We start from the raw sequence: 23,996 nt of genomic DNA on the forward strand, positions 1-23,996 counted from the left end.
TATAATTATAACTAAAAGGAAATAATCTATGAAAACACCACATAAAAATTTAATTATGCTAATTAAAAGCCGAAAACAAAAGAAGGCTCAGGAAAAATTAAATCATTAAATACAAAATAATTAATGCAAAGCTTTTCAGTTAACACATAATAAAAACCCCAATAATTGGGGTTTTTATTTGAGCGCTTTTTAATATTAAAAAAGCTATTGATTAAAATAATTACAAGTTGTAGCTGATTATAGGTTTAGATGTGTTTCAGACGCTTTTCTTAAAATTCTATGAATTTCGTCTTTAATTTTAAGCTTTTGTTTTTTCAATACCTCTATCGTTTCAGTGGTATTGACAATAATTCCTGATTCAATGTTTTTAATCTTTTGATCAAGCTCATTATGTTGATCGAACAATTTTTGAAAACGTAAATCGGTATTTTTTAATTTAGAAATTATTTCTCGATATTCTGGAAACATAGTGCCTCCTTATATGGGATATGGGTTAGATAATATAATAACAATAGCAGCTATTGCTAATTCAGAATACAATATTATTTGTAGCTTTAATAGAAAAATTGTTTTAATAGAGAAATTATTTTTATAACAAAATAGTATTAAGTACAAAGCAAAAATAAAAAAAGGGGTTAATCCATGAGTGAATCGATTGTAATTGCCAAAAGCCATGGTAAAGATTTATCTATTATAGCTGCATTAGCTAATCGTCATGGTTTAATTACGGGTGCAACGGGTACCGGTAAAACAGTTACTCTACAAAAAATGGCTGAAAGCTTTTCAAAAATAGGTGTGCCAGTCTTTCTTGCTGATGTTAAAGGCGACCTAACAGGAATTGGCGAAAAAGGTATATTAACTGATAAACTACAGGCTCGTTTAGTTAGCATTGAAGCCGATAGTTGGCAACCAGAATTATCACCCATTGAATTATGGGACGTTTTTGCCGAAAAAGGGATCCCCGTTCGCTGTACCGTGTCAGATATAGGACCAATTTTACTTGGTCGTTTGCTCGATTTAAACAGTGTACAAGTAGGCGTGTTACAGCTGATATTTAAAATTGCGGATGATAACAGTCTATTATTAATTGATTTAAAAGATCTTCGAGCTTTAATTCAATTTGTGGGTGATAATGCTAAAAAATTCACCACACAATACGGAAACATTTCGGTATCGTCAATTGGCGCAATCCAACGTGGTTTATTAACACTAGAACAACAAGGCGCAGAATTATTTCTTGGCGAACCAATGCTCGATATTCAAGACTTAATACAAGTTGATTCTGAAGGTCGCGGCATAGTTAACATTTTATCGGCCGAAAAATTATATAACTCACCTAAATTATATTCGTTTTTTTTATTATGGCTATTGTCAGAACTTTTTGAGCATTTGCCAGAAGTCGGTGATCTTGATAAACCTAAACTTGTTTTCTTTTTTGATGAAGCACACTTACTTTTTAATGACATTTCGCCTGCATTATTAAAAAAAATAGAACAAGTTGTGCGACTAATCCGCTCGAAAGGGGTAGGGGTTTATTTTGCCTCGCAAAACCCGAGCGATATTCCCGATACAATTTTAGGGCAATTAGGCAATCGTGTGCAGCATGCCTTGCGCGCATTTACTCCTAAAGATCAAAAAGCGGTAAAAACAGCCGCCCAAACCATGCGCGCGAATCCATGTTTTGATACTGAAAAAGCGATAATGGAATTAGGCGTTGGCGAAGCGCTTATCTCGTTTTTAGACGAAAAAGGTCGCCCAAACATGGTTGAGCGTGGTTATATTATTGCGCCAGGTTCAAAAATGGGACCAATGTCACCAGACAATCAATCATTTATTATTCATCAATCCCATTTTTACAATAAATATGTGCAAACCTTAGATCGACAATCCGCTTATGAAATATTGAAAAATGGATTTTTGTTAGATAGCTTGTCTAATCAAAACACAAATACAAATAATGGCAATACAAAAACAGACGGTGATAAAAATAATAAACAAAGTAATGGTGGATTGCTTAATTGTTTAAGTTCGCTTCTTTTTGGGACAAAAGGGCCAAGAGGTGGACAACGTGATGGTATCACTCAAAAAATAGCTAAAAGTGCGACTAGGCAAGTTGTCAATCAAATTTGTAAGCAGATCACTCGAGGCATATTTGGTGGCTTTAAAAAATAATCAAACTGAGATTATTATCCGCAAAGTGAGCAAAATAGGAGTATTTTAATGTTAAAAATGTTTATGGAATGGTATAAAAAGCGTTTTAGCGATCCACATGTTGTTTCGTTAATGGCTGTTATTCTTGGCCTGTTTATTATCATCTATTTTTTCAATAAAATTCTTTTGCCTGTATTAATTGCTATTGTGCTTTCTTATTTGTTAGATAGCCCAGTTAACTTTCTACATAAAAAAAATATCCCAAGAACGCTGGCTGTTGTGATGGTATTACTGCTTTTTTTAATGGTTGTATTAGTCGGGTTTATGATTTTATTACCATTAATTTGGCAACAAAGTATAAGTTTAATCACCAATATTCCAAACATGCTAAATTTTGCTAACAACTTCCTAACCACCTTGCCAGAACATTATCCAGAATTAATTGATGTTGGGTTATTTGACTCGGTCATCCAAGGCATTACTAATAAAGTTGTACAAACGGGTAATTCATTATTACAATTTTCAATTGTTTCTTTATTAGGATTGGTATCTATTGCAATTAATGCGGTATTAGTGCCAATAATGATGTTCTTTTTATTAAAAGACAAAGCAAAAATTTTGGGATACTGTTCAAAAATTTTACCAAAAAACCGCACAATTTTAAACAAAGTTGCCACTGAAATGGATATGCAAATATCCAATTATATTGTGGGTAACGTTCTGCACATTATTATTTTATCGGTTTGTGTCTATATTCCTTTTTGGTATTTTAGCTTAGATTATGGACTTTTATTAGCCGTGCTTGTTGGGTTATCTGTATTAGTACCGTATGTTGGTATTATTATTTCAAGTATTCCCGTTGTATTAATTGCACTATTTCAATGGGGATTAACTGCACAATTTGGTTATTTGCTATTTTGCTATGTTTTGATTCAAGCATTAGATGGAAATTTATTAGTACCTTGCTTATTTTCGGAAAAGCTCAATTTACATCCACTTGTGATTATTTTAGCGGTGATTGTGTTTGGTGGTTTATGGGGATTTTGGGGAATATTTTTTGCAATACCTTTAGCTACATTAGTTAAAGCAATTATAAATGCTTGGCCAAATTTAGACGAATTAAATAATACTAGTACGAAGTAAAAGCAGATTATAATTTAATCTGCTTTTAAGCAAAACTATTTACTGTGGTTTTGAAGATAATCTAAAACTACTTCGTGATGGTTAGAAGTTTTAAAATCATCAAACACTTTTTCTATTTTACCGTCTTTGCCAATTAAAAAGCTTATACGGTGAATTCCGTCATAGGTTTTACCCATAAATTCCTTTTCTCCCCAAGTACCAAATGCTTGGGCAACCTCGTGATTTTCATCTGAAAGCAATGTAAAATTTAATAATTCTTTATCAAAAAATCGAGATAACTTTTCTGGTTTATCGGTACTAATACCAAGGATCACCACATTGTATTTTTTAAACTCGTCCTGACAATCACGCAAATTACATGCTTGCACTGTACAACCAGGAGTCATCGCTTTTGGGTAAAAATAAATTAAAATACGTTGACCTTCAAAGTCTTTCAAGCTTATTTGCTCTCCATCTTGGTCTGGCAACGAAAACTGAGGTGCTTTTTCACCTTCTTTAAGTGGATTAACCATATAATTATTACCTATTTTAATAGTTTAATTTTTTCTTTTGGGTATATAAAACAGTATTATACTTTTAAATTAAGTTACTAAAAAAACGACTTGCTGCATCAATTGTGTGATTGATCTCTTTTTCTGTGTGCTTAAGTGACATGAAACCAGCTTCGAAAGCTGACGGTGCAAAGTAAACACCTTCAGTTAGCATATAATGATAGAATTTTTTGAATAATTCAACATCACACTGCATAACATCTTGATAACTGGTTACTTCAGAAGCAGTTGTAAAAAATAATCCAAACATCCCACCAGCATAATTCACCACGAATGGCACATTATGCTTTTTAGCGACCGATAATAATCCGTTGGCAAGCGATGCAGTTTTATCTGCTAACGCTTGATAGATCCCAACGTCCATTAACTTGGTTAAAGTTGTATAACCTGCTGTCATTGCAATAGGATTGCCTGAAAGGGTACCTGCTTGATATATTGGACCGGTTGGCGCTAATTGCATCATAATATCCGCACGACCTCCAAATGCTCCAACAGGCATACCTCCACCAATAATCTTGCCTAAACACGTCAGATCCGGCACAACATCATAATAATCTTGAGCACCGCCAAGGGCGACTCTAAAGCCAGTCATCACTTCGTCAATGATTAATAGCGCACCATACTTATCGCAAAGTGCACGTAATCCGTGTAGAAACTCTTTTTTGGCTGGCACGCAATTCATATTGCCTGCGACTGGCTCAATAATAATGGCGGCGATTTCATCGGGGTATTGCTCAAATTGCTTTTTGACCGATTCTAAGTTGTTATAATCACAAACTAATGTATGCTTAACAAAATCATCAGGCACACCAGGTGAAGTCGGGTGGCCAAAAGTAAGGGCGCCCGAACCCGCCTTAACTAACAAATAATCGGCATGACCGTGATAACAACCTTCAAACTTAATAATCTTATCTCGACCAGTAAAACCACGAGCAACACGAATGGCACTCATGGTTGCTTCAGTTCCCGAATTTACCATTCGCACCATTTCAATTGAAGGTATTAATTGTGTGACTAAATCGGCAACTTTGGTTTCAATTTCGGTTGGAGCTCCATAACTTAACCCATTGCGCACAGCATTAATTACTGCATTGGCAACATCAGGATCGTTATGCCCAAGAATCATAGGTCCCCAAGAACCGACATAATCGATATAAGCTTTATCGTCTACATCATAAATATATGCACCGTCGGCTCGTTCAATAAATAAAGGCGATCCACCCACACCATTAAAAGCGCGAACAGGTGAATTAACACCGCCAGGCATGACAGATAACGCTTGTTGATAAAGCTTTTCTGATTTGAAATTGTTTAGCATAATCGAGATAATCTCTCTAAAAAATTTTGTTGTATTTATTCATAAAATCAAAATAAATTCAAGCTAGCTATGAAAAATTTATTTAATAGAGGTTTTCTATTTTGTATTTTCATCTAGCAAGAGTATATAATACATAGGTAAACATATTAGGAGAAGAATATGAGCGACAACGCTTTACCGATTCACTTTACTGACGCAGCAGCAAATAAAGTTAAATCACTAGTTACCGAAGAAGAAAACCCAAATCTAAAATTAAGGGTGTATATAACAGGCGGTGGTTGTAGTGGATTTCAGTATGGTTTTACTTTCGATGAGAAAGTGAACGAAGACGATCTAGCTATCGAAAAAAATGGCGTATCGCTTATTATTGATCCTATGAGCTTACAATATCTTGTCGGTGGTACAATCGATTATGTAGAAGGTTTACAAGGCTCTCGCTTTGTAGTCGACAATCCTAATGCAACAACAACGTGTGGTTGTGGTTCATCTTTTAGTGTTTAAGTGGTATTTTAGCTTTTTAAAAACAGATTAATAAACCGATAAAATGTGACAAACATTGAGCAGTTAAACAATAATTTTGATTTTTTAGTTGACGATAAATTTTAGATGGGTAAAATGCACAGCATTCAAAGCGAATTGCTTCTTAGTAATCAGTTTTGAGCCCGGGTGGTGAAATCGGTAGACACAAGGGATTTAAAATCCCTCGGCCTTTTTGGCCGTGCGAGTTCAAGTCTCGCCCCGGGCACCACTTCTTACCTATGCGGGAATAGCTCAGTTGGTAGAGCACGACCTTGCCAAGGTCGGGGTCGCGAGTTCGAACCTCGTTTCCCGCTCCAAATTTACTATTCAATATCGTTTCTAGAATTACATAATGCGTTGTTTTCAAAAGAAATTATACTATTCTACTTTCCAGTCCAGTATAGAACAAAATAATTCGGAGTTATCCAAGAAAATTTAGTTCAAACTCCATTGAGTTGTCTTTGAACTTGTCAAAAATAAGCTATTGCAATAATATATTTTTTGAACAATTAATCTATAATATTGACTAACCATCATTACGTTTATTAAAAATATATGGTGTTTATTATGACGAGGTACTTACTGAATATATCATTAAGGTAACATAAGTTGAATGTCCGACATTAATTGTAGTGTTCCACGTTTAAATTCATGCTTAGCCAAAATTTTTGGTAGTTATAGGTGATAGTAAATAGGCGAAGCAACAATCTCTGTTTCAAGCAAAATACTACAAGCTCCCTAAGTGTAAATAATTGCTATATATCATAATGAGGCCTAAAAATAGACATCAAATTTTTAAGTCGAAAACGTTAATTGGGCGCAAAATAATAATGTATTAAACTATCCTTTAACTATCACCATGGAAATAGATGAGATAACGATTAGTAATTGTAGTATGAGAAACTAAATTTTCTAATCGGTTTTTATTGAATGAAGTCAATTAATAAATATCTTAACTAGAAATATTATTAATCATGCCATAGTAACTCGATATTTTAGGTCGCATATCTAAGTCGATTAATAAAACTTTCAGTGCATAATCGGACATAAAACAACCAAGTTTGCCACTACACCATTAAAGTGGTATTACCTATGCTTCTTTTGGTAGCAAATCGTTCAGTAATCCAATTATCAATATCTGTTGAATTCAAAACAACAGCAAGTACACTAATACGAATTGAATGGAGGGAACTGATTTTCTTGATAAGTTTGTTCGTTATTTATCATAGTAGATAGACCTAGGTTAGTGATTGCATTTGTTGTTACTGCACATAACTTCACACAAGTAGATCATTGAAGAATAAATACAAAATCGTGAATGTTTTTATGATAAGGGGAAAATAAACGAAAAGCGATGTTGTTTTAGCATTGTTACGTATTATATACAATAACATTCAGTGTGATTAAGTCGCTGTGCTGACTATAATCTCTAAGTTATCGGATGATTCAATGATTATTCCGATATTGATTGATATGTCTGAAAGGTAATTTCATTGGGGGGAGCTAAGTATTTTTATCGTATCCGCAAGCTCGGCTATACATGGGATCATAAACGTATTTATCGGGTGTATTGGGAATTAAAACTTAATCTTGGGGTAAAACGTAAACAACGTATTTTACCCCGAAGTCTGGATAAAATATTGGCGCCCAAAATAAAGTGAATGTTGGTCAATGAATTTTATAAGTGACAGTAGTCGCAATTAACGACGTGTTAGAACATTCAATGTAATCAATAAGTTTAATCTAGAAGGATGAGGCATTAAATAACGTGACGCCTATTGTATCTAAAACATGAAAATAAGTAGCGTAATTTTCTACATTAGTATTGTACTAGCTATGGGGGTGTTTACAAAGCTTATGGTTTTCCGCCTCTAACTTCTTTAAACATTTAATATCCTAAGTTTCCATACAGCCGTATTTATCTTGCCATTTATAAAAAGTTGTCTTGCCTATACCAAATTTATGGTAACACTCTGTAATCGAAATGCTGGCTTCAGTTTCTTAATATGGATACGATTTGGTACTTTGTCATTTTCTCATATTTAAATCCTCTGTTACTTTTATTATAGAAAATTTTCTACTTTTTAGTTGTACTATTTTAAGGGATAGTTACCAGATAAAACCAATTGTTCATATAAAACAAAAGCATTAACAAAAAAGCGGTTGAAATTTGCTTTAAAGTAGATTATTATTTGATCTAAATACCGCTGTTTATGCTGAAACAATAACCATATAACGATGAATAAATAACATATTTAAAAATAGAATGTGTGCATTTTAGGGGAAATGGAATAACAATCTCACTAATGAATGTTTTGGATGGAACCAGCCATAATCGCAATATCTTAACCATTGTTAGGTCTGCTTCGTCAATTTCTGTTTTGAACATTGAGTGCAATGAGTCGTTAAATCAGCCTTAGCGTTATATAAATAATTATAACAAAACTAACTGGAGTGTTAGATTATGGATAATAAATACGGAGATTTAAAGGCTAATAATGACTTTGTAATGCCCTTAACACCAGGCCAGCATGGTTTTTTATTTCATGCATTGGCAGATGAAGGAAATAGTAATTACCACGAACAATTTATTTGCCGGTTTTCACGACGTGTCGATGTTGAACTTTTCCGATGGGTTATAGAGACTTTATTTAGTAAACATGATTGTTTCCGAACTCACTTCCTCTGGCATAAGGGTGAGCTGCCCTGTCAAATTGTTAATCATGATATTTTGCCAGCATTTTATGTGGTTAATATCGATTCAAATAATGATAAACAAAATTTTCCACTAAACTACAAAATTAAATTAGATTACCCTCAAAATGATGATATAGAGGAATTTATAAATCAATTTCTCCGCATTGATTTACAATATGTGTTTGACTTAAGTGCAATTCCAGTTAGAGCTTACCTAATCCAATTACCAAAAGAAAGTGTGTTTGTGCTGGCGTATCACCATATTGTGATGGATGGTTGGAGCTTAGCAATTTTTGTACAGCAACTTTTAACAATTTATAACGTTGGACAAAAAACTGGTATCCAAGATACTGATGTAATAACGGCATTACCACTCAAACCATTCATGCAACAAATTGCTAAATGTCAACAAACTTTTCAACGTGACTATTGGGCTACTTATCTACAAAATTTGGTACCAAGCCATTTTGAGCCATTGTCGTTACTAACCCATTCAAGTGATGATTTATCAGCAAGTTCAGTTGGTTGGTTAGAAACTACATTACCGCAGACGATAAATCAAAAGATTCAACAATTATGTGGTCAATACCGAATAACTTCAGCTTCACTGTTCTATGTAGCTTGGGGAGTTTTGTTGCAACGTTGGCTTTATAGTGATGATGTTGTATTTGGTGCTACCTTTTCGGGTAGAAATGCTGCCATTGAAGGTATTGATAGCGCTTTGGGATTATTCATTAATACTTTACCGTTAAGGTTGAAAGATGATGGTTCAAGTTCATTGATTGAATATTTTCAACAGATGCATGATAGGTTAATGGGTCATTATGAGCATGAATATGATTCATTAGCGAAAATTAAGCAAGTCACATTACAAGCTGATTATCAAGGTGATTTATTTGATTCGTTAGTAGTGATTGAGAACTACCCAATTGACTCATCTCAATTATTTCAAGATGGACAAATTGGTATCCAAAGTATGCGTGTTCAGGAGCAAACTCACTATCCATTATCGGTGAGTGTTATCAATCAGACTGGTTTTTTAATTAAGATTGGTTATTCTCGGCAGTATTTTACTGACAGAATGGCACAAACCATGTTTGATCATTTGCAGTATTTACTTGAGCAAATAGTCGATAATCCCCAATGTACGCTAGCTTCATTACGTAATATTTCGCCTGAACAACAGCAACGCTATATACAATCACAAATTGATTCAATGGCGGGACAACAGTGGGATCGACAATCAAATATTATCGAGCAGTTTTATCATGTTGTAGAAAGCGAAAATGAGCGAGTCGCAGTGGTTGATGAACAGCAATCATTAACTTATCGGCAATTAGCTGATAAAGCCGATCTCATTGCTCGATTCCTCATTCAGCAGGGTATTAAAGTTGGTGATTTTATTGGTATTATTAGCGAACGTACTATTGATACTGTTGCCGCAATTGTTGGCGTAATGCGTGCTGGAGCGGCTTATATTCCAATCAGCTCTGAATACCCCCTTGGGCGCATTCAGGAAATTATCGACGATAGCCAATTATCAATATTATTGGTACAACAAAAAAAATTTGATGTTTCAGTAAAACAATATGATCTATTGACTTTACCAGATGCACCGGTAGCTGATTTTCCTAAGATAACACGTGATGACCACGCCTACATGATTTACTCGTCAGGCTCTACCGGTAAACCAAAGGGGATATTGGTTTCACATCGTGGTTTATTGCGCATTATTCAAGTGGAAAGTCCGATTAAACTACCAACCTATACCAATACTTTATTAGTGTCACCGTTTGAGTTTGATGCATCCGTTTATGAAGTTTGGGCGACATTAATTAATCGTGGTAAGTTAGTTCTGCTTAGTCGCCAGTCATTATTTGATATTGATAATATGACTAGCACTATCATAGAACACAACGTTAGCCACGCATTGATAACAACGGCATTATTAAATACCTATATTGCAGAAGGCGCCGTTTTTTTTACCTATTTAAAACATATTATTTCTGGCGGTGAACCGCTATCAGCTCGTCATATTAATCAGTTGATTACACAGTATCCCCATTTGCAGGTTGTTAATGGTTATGGACCAACAGAAAATACCGTGTTCACCACAACCTATTTAATAGAGCACCTAGTTCCTGATCGGGTGCCAATCGGTTATGCAGCACCAGGGTCTTCGATCTATGTGGTTGATCTTTATGGTCACCTGTTACCGATAGGTGCGATAGGTGAGCTAGTAAGTGGTGGTGACGGTGTCGCGTTGGGTTATTTAAATAGACCACAATTGACCGAAACAGTGTTTACACCAGATCCTTTTATTTCAGGCGGTTTGATGCATAAAACAGGTGATTACGCACGCTTGTTGGATGATGGTTGTGTTGAATTATTTGGTCGCAAAGATGGTCAAGTTAAAATAAATGGTCAGCGTATTGAAATAGAAGAGATCACTCAACGATTACTTAACTGTCAAGGCATTGTTGAAGCGGTGGTATTAACGTATACTTTGCGAAATAATCGTCATATTGGCGCAGTAATTTGTGTTGATGATCACTATGACGAAGCAGGCACCCAAGTCTATTTAACAGCGACGCTACCGTCATTTGCATTGCCACAACCAATTATGGTGGTGGATGCGATTCCGAAGAATCATAATGGCAAGTCGGATCTTGAGCAATTACGTAGTTTACTACTGATTAAACAACAGAATAAAACGCAAGCAACAAACATCATTCAATCTCAGTCTAATTTGGCATTAGCGTTAAAATTAATATGGCAGCAAGTCTTAGATTTAAAACAAATTGATGGCAGTAAATCTTTCTTTGCATTAGGTGGAACGTCATTAGATATTATTAGAATAAAGGGAGAGATTCAAAAACAACTCGGTGTCGATGTTGATATTACAGATCTCTTTAAATATCCGACATTAGACTCATTAACCGCTTATCTCAATACCAAGTCAGCAGTAACCGTGAATAAACCAGAAATAATCGCCAATTATGGTGATACACCTATTGCAATTGTCGGTATGGCAGGACGTTTTCCTGGTGCTATGAATATTGAGTCACTTTGGCAATTGGTTTCTGGACGGGAATCTGGTATTACCCTATTTAGTTATCAAGAACTGCAAGACTATGGCATTTCTCCGACTCAACTTAATAACAGTAATTATATAAAAGCCAAAGGAGTATTAGACGACTTAGAGTGGTTTGATGCTGATTTTTTTGGTTATACTCCAAATGAAGCGGAATTAATGGATCCGCAAATTCGCTTGCTACACCAATGTTGTTGGCAGGTTTTGGAACATGCTGGTTGTGATCCAAACAGCTATCCTGGATCAATTGGGATATTTGCTGGACTTTTAAGCTCACCGTATTGGTTACAAGCTGTACTAGAAGAGAACCATGATGCCACCTCGCTATATAAGGCAAGTATGCTAAATGTCAGCGCGGCTACGGCATTAATTGCTCATGCATTAAATCTAACCGGACCAACTATAACCCTAGATACTGCTTGTTCGACTTCAGCAGTCGCGATTCATGAAGCTTGTAATGCACTGCGTAACGGTGATTGTGATGCCGCGCTAGCTGGTGGAGCTTCAATTGAAATGCCAGCTTATCGTGGTTACGAATATCATGAAGGCATGATTCATGCCAAGGATGCCACCTGTCGACCTTTTGATAGCATGGCATCAGGAACTATTACCGGCGATGGCGTAGCAATGGTGATGCTTAAGCGTTTAGATGATGCCATTAAGGATAGAGATAGTATTTATGCTGTGATCAAAGGATCAGCTGTTAATAATGATGGTCATGATAAGGTCGGTTATACCGCCCCAAGTGTTAATGGACAACGCGATGTTATTTGTTTAGCGATGAAACGGGCACAATTTAGCCCAGATAGCATTGGTCTGGTTGAAGCGCATGGTACTGCAACTGCGTTGGGCGATCCAATTGAAATACGCGCACTTAATGAGGTGTTTGGTAAGTCGGCTACACCATATTGTGCTGTTTCAGCCATTAAGAGTAATATTGGTCATTTGAACGCTGCCGCTGGTGTAGCTGGTGTGATTAAAACGGCACTAGCATTGCACTATCAAGAATTACCACCAATAGCTCATTTTCGGCAACTTAATCCGGCGATTGATTTGACAAATTCCGCATTGTATATCAATAGTCAATTGCAACCGTGGGTTCAACCGCAACCTCATCGGGCAATGGTGAGTTCGTTTGGAATTGGTGGAACCAATGCTAGTATCGCATTGGAAAATTATCGCTTAACGGAGGATGACTGCGATCAGATTCGAGACTATTACTTATTACCATTTTCGGCCAAAACGGCTACGGCTCTTGATTCAAGAGTGATCTCGGTGTTAACACACGTCAAGCATTCGCCTAATATTCGTTTACCTGATGTAGCGTATACCTTACAAACTGGGCGTAGTGCTTTTAAATATCGACGTGCTTATTTGGTTAGTCGTGGTTCAAAAATTGATGTAGCATCAATCACCATATTAAATGCGCCACAATTTAATGGTTCAAGCGAATCAAGTGGTATCTGTTTTATGTTCCCAGGACAGGGTAGCCAATATTGCGGAATGGCCAAAGGTCTGTATGAAAGTCAACCAGTCTTCCGTGAGCAGATGGATAAGTGCTTTAGCGCATATCATGCGATTTGTGCAATCGATCTTAAAAAAATCTTATTTAATGATGAGCAATCCCAGGATATTAATCAGACCATTTTTACGCAACCATTGTTATTTAGTGTTGAGTATAGTTTAGCTAAAACTTTCATAGAGTTAGGAATTAAACCAACGAGTATGATAGGGCATAGTTTAGGCGAATACGTCGCAGCATGTCTTGCTGGAGTTTTCTCGCTTAACGATGCAATTCGAATTATTGAGGCGCGAGGTCGTTTAATGCAGTCAATGCAACCGGGTAGCATGCTTGCCGTGTATCTCAGTCAGGCTGATCTTGCTCCTTGGTTAAGCCAATACAATGAAATTGAATTAGCCGCCAATAATAGTGAATGTTTCTGTGTAGTAGCTGGACGAGATGAGGCAATTAATGCCTTTGCTCAGGCTTTAGTTACGGCAAATATTCAGCATACTCGGCTCAAAACGTCACACGCCTTCCATTCGGCTATGATGAAGCCTATGCTACAGGAATTTGCACAATTGTTATATAAAATTTCGTTACATGCTCCGCAAATTCCCTTTATCTCGAATGTGTCTGGTGATTGGATCACCGAGCAGCAAACTACCTCAGTCGACTATTGGGTACAGCAAGTGCGTTGCCCAGTTTTATTTAATGATGGTGCTACTCAGCTATTAACTAATACTACATTATTTGTTGAAATAGGCCCAGGTAAAGTATTGTCGACCTTTGTTCAAGGCAATAAGCAGTATCAAAATCAAAAAACAATCCAGACTATGCGTCAAGCGAAAGTGCAGATGGAAGATGAGCAGTTCTTACAGCACGCACTAGCGACGCTATGGGTGAATGGTGCCAATATTGATTGGAAAGCATTCAACCAAGGATTTTTAGGTCGACGTATAGCGTTACCAGGTTACCCGTTTGAGCAAAGTTACTATTATCATTATGGTGTGGCTTTATCAAAGTATCGACAAATGCCACACCCAGTACGACGACCAAAAAATGAGTGGTTACAACGGGTGGTTTGGCAAAAAGATAGCTCCTTGACTACTGCAGCATTTTACCAACCAAGCTCTTTGGTTATAATTATTGGAGATAATGGCGACTGGGTGAAACAAACTTTAGCGCTAGAAGGTATTGAAAGCATTATCATTGCCGCACCGATTACGCAAGCTGATGAGCTGTGGACACATAACGATATTAATCTGTATTTTCAACCGCTAGTTGAAATACTACAGCAACGGCAGTATCAACAATTACATTGCATTTATCTTACCCCTATGCATTTGTCATTGTTTCAGTCATTATCTGGTTTGTATCGAGTTGCAGCATGGTATGCCCATAATTCAATATCCATGACTTCAATGACGTTTCTCACTCAAGGCGCATTTCGCATTTTACAAGATGATATTCCTGAGCCAGCTCAAGCTGCGTTATCAGGTGCTGTCAATGTATTGCTGCAAGAATTAAAACCTACTTCAGTACGCTTGCTTGATTTTGCCAGCGAAATAACTCCAAAGGATATGAACATATTAAATCGCCAGACTGATGCGGCTAACGGGCAAGCTATTATGGCAGTGCGTGATGGTGTGACTTATTCACGACAAATTATTTCAAGCCAATTACCCCCTAACGCCATACCATCAGGTATTCAATCGGGTAGTGTGATATGGATTATCGGTGGTGAAAAAGGAATTGGACGAGTAATTGGCGAAATGTTAGCAACGCGTGATGGGATTAACGTAATTTTGAGTAGTCGTCATGCTCATCAACATCAAGCACCATTAGCGGTAGGTAGTAAAATCATGCACTGTGACATAACTTCTGCCGACACAGTTAATGCCTGTTTGACGAAAATACTGGCGTGTTATCATCGTCTGGATGGAGTGATCTTTGCAGCCGAATCCACTACGGCCTTAACTTTGCACCAATTGACTGAACCAATGTTAATTGATTCATTGATGGTCAAAGGTCAGGGGACTTCTAACCTAATCCAAGCATTGGAACAACAAGGCTTACTTGATGAACGTCTCATGTTACTATTTTGTAATTCTCTGGCGGCGGTTAACGCCGAAGTCGGACAATTGGGTTATGCTTCTGTTAGTGCGTATTTAGATGCCTTGGCTGAGCAATTACGTATAAATTATGGCGTTAATGCCCTGAGTATTGAATGGGATGGCTTAAAAGAGCAAGGTATGTTGTTGGATGCTATCAATGGTAGTGACAATCCTTATTTTCGTGATTTACGTCCGCTTACCAATGGTGTGTTATTACAGGCTTACAAATACCAAGGTAGAGGCGCGAGTTATTATACACGTCTATCACCTGAACGACATTGGTTGTTGAATGAACATCGTATTGATGGTGTCGCTACATTACCAGCAACGGGTTATTTAGCAATGGTTTATGAAGCGATGCGCAATTATTTAGCGCAATCGACACTGACGATTAATGAGTTGGTCTTTTTAGCACCACTGCAAGTTAAAGATGGTTATTGTGTAGATCTCTTTATCAATATTAATCCACTAGAAAATGGTTTTAGCATTGAGGTAAAATCGATTAGCGATGTGTTTAACTTAACCTTGACAACTCATGCTAAAGGCACCGCATCTCTACTTATCACACCAACTATAAATAAACTAGATCGAGAAGCAAAATTACAAAACATGCATGATGTCAGCGCTACAATTCATGCTTTTACTGGTGATCATTTTTACTATGGCGAACGTTGGCAGAGTCTGCAACAAGTTTATTGCAATAATGAGATGACCCATGCCTTAGCAACATTAATTTTACCAGCTGTAGGTAAGCAAGATGACATGACCTTACATCCGGCTTTGTTAGATATTGCCAGTGGTTTTATTGAACAAATACAAGGTTTTAATTCTGAAACGGTACCTTTCTTATATCAGCAATGTAGTATCTATGCAGCGATGACTCGTACTTTGTATGTGGAAATGATCGTGAATCAACATCAATCTGGTGAAGATCACTACACCTTCACTATTTATTCCGATAGTGGCGAAGTTGTTTTACATTGTGCCAGCTTAATGAAGCGCAAAGTTCAGATCCAAACGTTAAATGTGCGCAAGGAACAAGGATTACCAATTCCGTGTGCGGAAAACTATCAATTACAACTTTATCGAAAATCCTCGGGTGAAAGTGAATTGCTATTACAGCCGACTAGACGCCAAGCACCAGCCGATGATGAAGTTGAAATTGAAGTACTTGGTTCTGGAATTAACTTCAAAGATGTCCTGTTTGCGACTGGCTTACTCAAGCAACACCCTAATGAGGCACCATTGCAAATAGGTCTAGAATGTGCTGGACGAATTGCTCGGATTGGTAAAAATGTTAAAACTTTTGCTCCCGGCGATGATGTTATGGCAATTGTGCAGGGAGGGTTCTGTGGCTACGTGTCTGTTAACAGCCACTGTGTGGTACACAAACCGAAACACTGCCGTATTGAACAAGCAGCTGTATTACCCGTAGCTTATTTAACCGCTTATTATGCGTTAGTGATTAGAGGTAACCTCAAGCGGGGTGAACGAGTACTAATTCATAGTGCTTCTGGTGGCGTGGGATTAGCAGCAATCTATATTGCTAAACTGTATGGCGCGCAAATCTACACTACCGCTGGTAGTGAAGTTAAACGAGAATATCTTGCTTCGTTAGGTGTGGAATGTGTTGCCGATTCGCACAGTGATAGTTTTGTGACAACAATTATGAACCATTCACAAGGTCACGGGATGGATATCATACTTAATTCATTAACTGGGGAATTGATTGATGCCAGTTTAGAGATTTTAGCGCCATTAGGTCGTTTTCTTGAGTTAGGTAGTAAAGATATCGTAGAAAATCGATCCTTACCGATGCGTTTTTTTGCCCATGGAGGCACTTTTATTCCAATTAATTTTCATGCTGCTTATGGGGATATTCATCGCTATCTACAACAGATTGTGACCTGGATCGATGACAAACAATTGCCATTACTGCCATGTACAACAGTACCACTACCCGAGGTACGTGATGCATTTGCTGTATTGACTATGCCGCAACATGTTGGAAAAGTAGCACTTATTCACCGCAACAGTAATAGCATGGAACGCATCAACACTATGCTTGCGGAGAGGCGACTTGGCGCCTATTCCTTTAGTTTAAGTAATACTGAAGCGATGTGTCAATTAAGACCATTATTAAAAATGCGTAGTCCTTGGGCGCAATTAGTGATTTCACCGCGTAGGGTTAATGATATGACATTGGGGAATCGTGTCTATCGTAGCAGTATAAGTGAAGTTGATGATGCAAACAGCGAGCAAAGTACTCAACGAAAACGCCCGCGACCGAACATAGGTACTATTTATCAAGCGCCAGAACGTGATATTGAACAAGAGTTGTGTCGTATTTTAGAAGATTATCTGGGTATTAGTAACGTGGGGATTGATGATCATTATGAAGCATTAGGTATCAGTTCGTTAGATATGGTGCAATTGAGTGGATTGATCGCTCGCCACTATCCAGCAGTCAGTGTTGTCACGTTGTATAACCATACCACCATACGACAGTTGGCTAAATTTTGTATACCTTTGGACAAGGAAAGTGAAGTAAAGATGAAGACCTCAACAAAGGTCTCTACAAAAGCAAGGCATAGGCCGAATGCTGTTGCTAATCGAGCGCTAAAGATTGCAAAAAATAATATAAAAAAACATTAAGGATTCATTAATTGGGCGCTATAGCTCAATAAAAAGGCAAGGATAATTATGGTATACAAAAGTAAAATGACCGGTATGGAAGTTGCAATTATCGGTATGGCAGTGCGTTTTCCTCAATCTGCAACTTTACAAGAGTTTTGGTCAAATATTATTCAAGCGAAAGAATGCGTGACTTTTTTTAGTCCTGAAGAGTTGCGAGCAGAAGGGATAGATCAAGCAACGTTAAACAATCCGTCATATATTCGGGCTAAGCCATTTATCGAAAATGTTTGCGACTTTGATGCAGCATTTTTCGGCTATAGTCATAAAGATGCCGCAGCCTTTGACCCAAAAACGCGAGTATTACATGAAGTTGTTTATCACGCTTTAGAAGATGCAGGCTATGCCAAACAGACCGATACCTTAATCGTCGGGACATTTCTTGGCGTTTCCGAAGATATTGAATGGCTACGCCGTTCTATAACTAAGATTGATGGTGATGCATTAACTCGTTTTTCTTCTGGAATCTATGGTCATAAAGATCTAAGTGCATTTTTTATCGCTCACAGTATGAATTTTACTGGGCCAGTATATAGCGTATACAGCAGCTGTTCAACTTCATTAAGTGCCACGCATATGGCATGCCGAAGTCTATTATTTGGCGAATGTGATTTAGCTCTGGCTGGTGGGATCACTATTGATTTACCTCAGAAATCTGGATATTTCTGCCAACAAGGGATGATCCATTCTACTGATGGTCACTGCCGACCATTTGATAGCAATGCCACTGGAACCTTGTTTGGTGATGGTGCTGGTGTAGTGGTACTAAGACGCTTAGAGGATGCTATTGCTAATGGCGATCGAATTTATGCAGTTATTCGAGCCAGTGCCGTTAATAATGACGGTAACCAAAAGATGGGGTTTGCAGCACCAAGTCAAACAGGCCAAAAGAAAGTCATACAAGAAGCGCATCGATTAGCTGAAATTGAACCAGAAACTATCGGATATTTGGAAACACATGGCACTGGCACTCATATCGGTGATCCGATTGAGTTTTCAGCTTTAACTGAGGCCTTTGCTACAACGCAACAGCAATACTGTGCCCTAGGCGCAGTAAAAGCTAATATTGGTCATACCTATGCTGCTGCTGGTGTAGCTGGTTTAATTAAAGCTGCGTTAGTACTACATAATCGTACTATTCCTCCACTAGCTAATTATCAAACACCAAATCCAAAAATCGATTTAGTTCAATCACCGTTTTACATTCCTACCCAACCGTTAGCTTGGCCTACATCTACTACGCCACCGCGTGCTGGAGTCAGCTCATTTGGTATTGGTGGTACCAATGTACATGTTATTTTAGAAGCAGTCAGTCCAGTTACTGATGATGTTGACATTATGCAGTCGAGTATTATTCCTTTTTCAGCACCTTCGTTCAGCCAACTTGATCAAATTGAACAACAATTGACAAAATTAGTTAATGATACTAATCGAAATGTTGTTGCCTATACCCAGCAAATTGCACGCCCAGAATTTGCCTGTCGTCGTGTTCTTAAAGTTGATAGCAATGGATGTCAAACCGTTTTAACTAAGTTGAATAATTTCATACCAATTTCTGCATTGGGTATTAACTGTGATGATTTACGTGATCATGTCGATGGTAGTCAAGCTCATTTATTTCGCCAATCATCTGGTTATTTACAGGAAGTGTCTCACTTACTTAATACGCTAAGAAAATCAGCAGTTCTCCAAAAATATCAACATGAAACTGATTTGTGGTCACAGGCTCGAGCAGGTAGTTTATTGGCCAGAGGATGCTTGGCGATAGTTGCGCTCAAATGTTGGCAAAAACTGTTACCGTCGCTCAAAGTCTTTTCTGGGGAGGGGTTAGGATTGTTACCTGCGGCAGTGGTGATTGGCATTATTACGCTAGAAGATATGTTGCAGATGTTATTGGCCTTAGACCAAAATTCTGCTCAACTCAACATCCCTAACATACAGGCACCTATTGCCGACTATACTTTAGCATTGCAGAAGCAGAGCTTAAGTATAGAACAATATCAGGATATTGGCTTTTGGAGTGAAGTGTTATTAAATCATACCTTAGCAACGCAACAATTGCCTGACAGAGTTAACTGGTTGAACTTAACATCAGATGATCAAACTGATTTTTCAGCTTTAACGATAGTAGCACAGTTATGGTGTGAGGGGATAAGTGTTAATTGGCAAATGTGGTATGGCGATCACATCTTATCACGTGGTGATGCTTCGCATTATCCTTTTCATCGTAGCCATTACCCACTACCGAACATTAAAGAAATTTATGATCCAGTCAGCAGCGTTACTGAACAGCAAGCAACGGTACACCATTCTTATCAATCACCTTATCAACCACGACCAAAACTAGGCAATCCGTATATTTCGCCACAAACTGCAGCTATGAAGTTCATTACAGATATGATGTCAGATACGTTGGAAATTGAACCGATAGGGATAGATGATGACTTTTTTGAACTAGGCGGACATTCGTTGCTAGTAACTCAACTCACCTCACGTTTAGAGCGTGAATTTGGTGTCAGTATCGATCTGGTAGCCTTGATGGAAACTCCCAATCCACGCAATATTTATGCCCATCTAGCACAACAATTGGGCGGAGAAGAAAACTTGGAATTAGCATGCCACAATAAAGGAGTGAAATAATGAAAGTAGCGGTAATAGGTGCAGGGGTTATGGGAACTGGTGTTGCCCACAATTTGGCTCAGTATGGTATATCAACTATAGTAGTAGATAATTGTTCAACGCAATTAGATCATTGTCAAAAAGCAATTAAAGCAAATTTACGCTTATATCATTTCCATCCGCACCATAAAAAAGACACGGCCAGTGTGAAAGATATCATGAAGAATATACATTTTACCACTTCACTAACAGATATTAGTCAATGTGATTTAGTAATTGAGAATATTACCGAAGATGTTGAATTAAAAACCAAGCTGTATCGTGAAATGAACCAAATTTGCGACAAAGATACAGTATTTGGTGTCAATACTTCAGCAATTTCGATTACAGCCATTTCTAGATTAATACAAAATCCGGAAAATGTAGTAGGTATACATTTTATGAATCCAGTACCGCTTATGCATACAGTAGAAATGATTCGAGGTGTTCACTCTTGTGAACAAGCATTGAGTAAATTCCATCAGTTATTCGCATTAGTCAACAAAACGGGAATTGTGGTTAACGATTCTCCTGGTTTTGTTACTAATCGTGCGATGATGATATTTGTCAATGAAGCGATTTTCATGGTTCAGGAAAATATCGCTAAAGCGGAAGATATCGATACGTTATTTAAAACCTGTTTTGGTCACAAAATGGGGCCACTACAAACGGCTGATCTAATTGGTTTGGACACTATCTTAAAATCGCTAGAAGTATTGTATGAAAGCTTTAATGATGACAAATACCGCCCTTGTTTCTTATTGAAAAAAATGGTTGATGCCGGATATTTAGGGACTAAGTCAGGGCAAGGATTTTATAGTTATCAACAGTCATATTTGCTTTAATTAAACAACATATAATGATAAGGAATGAAATTATGGATACACAAGAAATGAAGGCAGCTGTTCGTCAATTCCTAGCACGTTCTTTACGCGGGCACACGTTGGATGATGATGATGATATTTTTTCACTAGGATTGGTTCACTCACTGTTTACTGTGCAAATTATCCTGTTCATTGAAAAAACCTTTCATGTTGAATTAGAAGTGAGTGAATTAAAAATCGAACAGATCGCTTCAGTAAATAAAATCGTTGGGCTTGTTCAGCAAGAAACTAAATAAGAAGCGATGCATTATGTTAAAAGAATATAATATCATTCTGCGAAATGTTAACCAATTTGTGAAAAGCAAACTTAACAGCGTTGCCGCACAAATTGAGCGTGAACAGTTTATCGACTCGCAAACTATATCGCAATTAGCTAAAGAAGGCTATTTAGGCGCTTCGATTAGTAAAAAGTATGGTGGTAGTCAGATGGATTCTTATCAGCTATGTGCGTTACATGAAGTGATTGCAGGTGTGCATGGTTCGTTAGAAAATCTGATTACCGTAACAGGCATGGTTAGTATTCCGATTCAACGTGCCGGTAACAAAATACAGAAAGAGTACTACTTACCTAAACTTGCTTCCGGAGAATTAATCGGTGCAATTGCACTCACCGAGCCCAATATCGGTAGTGATTTAGCTAATGTGGAAACGCAATTAACTCGAGATGGTGATGGCTGGCGTTTAAACGGTAAAAAAAAATGGATTACGTTATCTCAAATTGCTGATTTCTTTATTGTGCTTACTCGCTGTGGTAACCAAATGGCTACGGTAATAATTGATCGTAATACCAAAGGATTTACCATTACTCCGATTCGCGACATGCTTGGCTTACGTGGCAATATGTTAGCGGAATTGAATTTTGATAATTGTCGCTTAGAAAATGAAGCTTTATTAGGGCAGATTTCATCAGGGGTACCACTGTCGGTTAATTTTGCCCTAAACGAAGGTCGATTTACTACCGCTTGTGGTAGTTTAGGACTCTGCCAAGGAGCGGTAGATATCACTGAACAGTATATTCGCCGTCGTAAACAGTTTAAACATCGTCTATTTTCACATGGGATTGTGCAACATCTGTTTACTAAAATGTTAACGCAAACTCGTTCAGCTCGCCTGTTGTGTTTTAGCGCTGCTAATTACCGTGAGAATCTCCATCCCGATATGATTAATGAAACACTCATGGCTAAATATGTTTCCTCTACCGCCGCCGTTGAAGTAACGAGTAATGCTGTTCAATTACTTGGTGCTAATGGTTGCCAAGCAGATATGAACGTAGAACGTTACTATCGTGATGCCAAAATCATGGAGATTATAGAAGGAACTACTCAAATTCATGAAATTCAAATTGCGATGAATTATATGATGAATGGCAAAAGGAGTGATGAATAATGCGTAAACTAGCATTAGTTTTTCCTGGCTCCGGTTCACAGTATGTCGGTATGGTAAAACGGTTGTATGAGAACTATCCTCAAGTTCGCCAATTGTTTGCTCAGGCAAACCAAGTGACCGGTCAGGATATCACCACATTATGCATGTCAGGATCGATCATTAAGTTGTCGGAACCTACCATTATGGCATTATGTATCTACACCACGAGTGTGGCACATTATTTGGCTTTTAAACAATATCTATCTGAAAACAGTAATTCTGCCGTTATCGGATATATGATGGGGCATAGTCTTGGTGAGTATGCTGCTTTAACATGTAGTGGTGCGTTATCGTTTGTTCAAGCGTTGGAATTGGTTGCCTTGCGCAGTCAGTTAGCGAGTGACATTGCCAATCAAGTAGATGCTGGTACATCTATAATCAAACAGGGTAATCTAGACTTAGTTACTGCCGCGTGTGAATTCGCCCGCAATGAGACGAAGCAACAGGTTGATATTGCCTGCTATAACTCAGATCAACAATTTATGTTATCTGGTTATAATACGGCGATCATCGTTGCCGAACAGTATTTGCTGGATAACGATCCACAAGTACAGGTGGTGCCGTTAATGGGTGGCGTACCGTATCACCATCCATTATTACGTCCTTATGGTATTCAGTTGCGTGAAGTTTTGGAAAAGTGTCAATGGCAGCAGCCTAATTGCCAAGTTATCGCTAATGTCAGTGGTCAACCCTATACTAATGCAGGAATGATGATTGATTTGTTAGAACAGCAATTATCGTATCCCGTACAGTGGCAACGTGGTTTAGACTTTTTAAAATCAGAGCAAGCGCCAATCGCCATTGAAATCGGTCCACAAAGTGTTTTGAAAAATCTGCTGATTGAAAACAATTATCCCGCAGATGTCTATGCTTTTGATGATCGTCAAGACCGCGAGAAACTCAAACTTGCCCTAATTAGTCATAATGCTACTAGTAATGATGCAGATTCACATCAACGTTGGTATCTTAACCAATTAATAAATGCTATCACAGCGACGCGTAATCATAATGCCAATAATGCTTTTATCAATGCGCAATTAAAAATGATATTAGGTCAATTCTTCAATTATGTGCAAGTTATTGAGCAACATGAAACGATTAGTGCTCAAGATATTGAATTGCTAAATGAGTTGTTTGAACAAGTGTTAGTGTTAAAAGGAAGTTCCCAACAAGATATAGCGAATTGTCGTGGGATGCTAATTAAATAAATGACAAATATAAACCATGAATAAACCCATATGGGT

At 37.6% G+C, this 23,996-nt stretch carries 12 protein-coding genes and 2 tRNA genes; 11 read left to right on the forward strand and 3 right to left on the reverse strand.

Annotation, left to right across the window (positions count from 1 at the left end):
* Positions 1-237: 237 nt before the first annotated feature.
* On the reverse strand, positions 238-468 hold the full coding sequence (locus tag A9G22_RS09260; protein WP_065586241.1) for a YdcH family protein: 231 nt from the start codon (positions 466-468) through the stop codon (positions 238-240).
* Between the two features lie 174 nt (positions 469-642).
* Here A9G22_RS09260 and A9G22_RS09265 point away from each other — a divergent pair, with 174 nt between their 5' ends.
* A complete protein-coding gene (locus tag A9G22_RS09265) occupies positions 643-2,172 on the forward strand; it encodes a helicase HerA-like domain-containing protein (RefSeq protein ID WP_065586242.1) in 1,530 nt (509 codons plus the stop codon).
* A gap of 48 nt (positions 2,173-2,220) precedes the next feature.
* A complete protein-coding gene (locus A9G22_RS09270; protein WP_075508750.1) occupies positions 2,221-3,294 on the forward strand; it encodes an AI-2E family transporter in 1,074 nt (357 codons plus the stop codon).
* 35 nt (positions 3,295-3,329) lie between these two features.
* Here A9G22_RS09270 and bcp read toward each other — a convergent pair whose 3' ends face one another.
* Both bcp and hemL read right to left on the reverse strand, forming a co-directional pair.
* Positions 3,330-3,806: a thioredoxin-dependent thiol peroxidase gene (bcp, locus tag A9G22_RS09275; protein WP_075508751.1), complete on the reverse strand. Its 477-nt coding sequence runs from the start codon at positions 3,804-3,806 to the stop codon at positions 3,330-3,332.
* 64 nt (positions 3,807-3,870) lie between these two features.
* Entirely contained in the window at positions 3,871-5,163 is a 1,293-nt protein-coding gene (hemL, locus tag A9G22_RS09280; RefSeq protein WP_075508752.1) for a glutamate-1-semialdehyde 2,1-aminomutase, read from the reverse strand.
* A 159-nt stretch (positions 5,164-5,322) separates the two neighbouring features.
* Between hemL and erpA the strand changes: the two genes are divergently transcribed.
* The 9 genes from erpA (at position 5,323) to clbG (ending at position 23,960) form a co-directional block, all read left to right on the forward strand.
* A complete protein-coding gene (erpA, locus tag A9G22_RS09285; RefSeq protein WP_065586246.1) occupies positions 5,323-5,664 on the forward strand; it encodes an iron-sulfur cluster insertion protein ErpA in 342 nt (113 codons plus the stop codon).
* Between the two features lie 159 nt (positions 5,665-5,823).
* Positions 5,824-5,911: transfer RNA gene (locus A9G22_RS09290), tRNA-Leu, on the forward strand.
* A gap of 12 nt (positions 5,912-5,923) precedes the next feature.
* Positions 5,924-5,999 (forward strand) — tRNA-Gly (locus tag A9G22_RS09295).
* Positions 6,000-8,146: 2,147 nt separating this feature from the next.
* A complete protein-coding gene (gene clbB, locus A9G22_RS09300; RefSeq protein WP_075508753.1) occupies positions 8,147-17,746 on the forward strand; it encodes a colibactin hybrid non-ribosomal peptide synthetase/type I polyketide synthase ClbB in 9,600 nt (3,199 codons plus the stop codon).
* Positions 17,747-17,794: 48 nt separating this feature from the next.
* Positions 17,795-20,425, forward strand: a complete 2,631-nt coding sequence (locus tag A9G22_RS09305) for a type I polyketide synthase (protein ID WP_075508754.1) — start codon at positions 17,795-17,797, stop codon at positions 20,423-20,425.
* Entirely contained in the window at positions 20,425-21,288 is an 864-nt protein-coding gene (clbD, locus tag A9G22_RS09310; protein WP_065586262.1) for a colibactin biosynthesis dehydrogenase ClbD, read from the forward strand. The genes A9G22_RS09305 and clbD overlap by 1 nt, the downstream gene beginning before the upstream one ends.
* A 32-nt stretch (positions 21,289-21,320) precedes the next feature.
* Positions 21,321-21,563, forward strand: coding sequence for a colibactin biosynthesis aminomalonyl-acyl carrier protein ClbE (gene clbE, locus A9G22_RS09315; protein WP_065586263.1), 243 nt, complete (start codon positions 21,321-21,323; stop codon positions 21,561-21,563).
* A gap of 13 nt (positions 21,564-21,576) precedes the next feature.
* A complete protein-coding gene (gene clbF / locus A9G22_RS09320; RefSeq protein WP_065586264.1) occupies positions 21,577-22,713 on the forward strand; it encodes a colibactin biosynthesis dehydrogenase ClbF in 1,137 nt (378 codons plus the stop codon).
* Positions 22,713-23,960, forward strand: a complete 1,248-nt coding sequence (clbG, locus tag A9G22_RS09325) for a colibactin biosynthesis acyltransferase ClbG (RefSeq protein WP_141670037.1) — start codon at positions 22,713-22,715, stop codon at positions 23,958-23,960. Before clbF ends, clbG begins: the two co-directional genes overlap by 1 nt.
* The last annotated feature ends 36 nt before the right edge of the window (positions 23,961-23,996 follow it).

Source organism: Gilliamella sp. App2-1 (assembly GCF_001690255.1).
GTDB classification, from domain to species: Bacteria; Pseudomonadota; Gammaproteobacteria; order Enterobacterales; family Orbaceae; genus Gilliamella; species Gilliamella apicola_G.

Excerpts from the sequence above, each read along its gene's own strand:
- clbB (WP_075508753.1), top strand. The coding sequence starts at position 8,147 with ATGGATAATAAATACGGAGATTTAAAGGCTAATAATGACTTTGTAATG.
- clbE (WP_065586263.1), top strand. The coding sequence starts at position 21,321 with ATGGATACACAAGAAATGAAGGCAGCTGTTCGTCAATTCCTAGCACGT.
- hemL (WP_075508752.1), bottom strand. The coding sequence starts at position 5,163 with ATGCTAAACAATTTCAAATCAGAAAAGCTTTATCAACAAGCGTTATCT.
- A9G22_RS09265 (WP_065586242.1), top strand. The coding sequence starts at position 643 with ATGAGTGAATCGATTGTAATTGCCAAAAGCCATGGTAAAGATTTATCT.
- bcp (WP_075508751.1), bottom strand. The coding sequence starts at position 3,806 with ATGGTTAATCCACTTAAAGAAGGTGAAAAAGCACCTCAGTTTTCGTTG.
- clbF (WP_065586264.1), top strand. The coding sequence starts at position 21,577 with ATGTTAAAAGAATATAATATCATTCTGCGAAATGTTAACCAATTTGTG.
- clbD (WP_065586262.1), top strand. The coding sequence starts at position 20,425 with ATGAAAGTAGCGGTAATAGGTGCAGGGGTTATGGGAACTGGTGTTGCC.
- erpA (WP_065586246.1), top strand. The coding sequence starts at position 5,323 with ATGAGCGACAACGCTTTACCGATTCACTTTACTGACGCAGCAGCAAAT.
- A9G22_RS09305 (WP_075508754.1), top strand. The coding sequence starts at position 17,795 with ATGGTATACAAAAGTAAAATGACCGGTATGGAAGTTGCAATTATCGGT.
- A9G22_RS09260 (WP_065586241.1), bottom strand. The coding sequence starts at position 468 with ATGTTTCCAGAATATCGAGAAATAATTTCTAAATTAAAAAATACCGAT.
- clbG (WP_141670037.1), top strand. The coding sequence starts at position 22,713 with ATGCGTAAACTAGCATTAGTTTTTCCTGGCTCCGGTTCACAGTATGTC.
- A9G22_RS09270 (WP_075508750.1), top strand. The coding sequence starts at position 2,221 with ATGTTAAAAATGTTTATGGAATGGTATAAAAAGCGTTTTAGCGATCCA.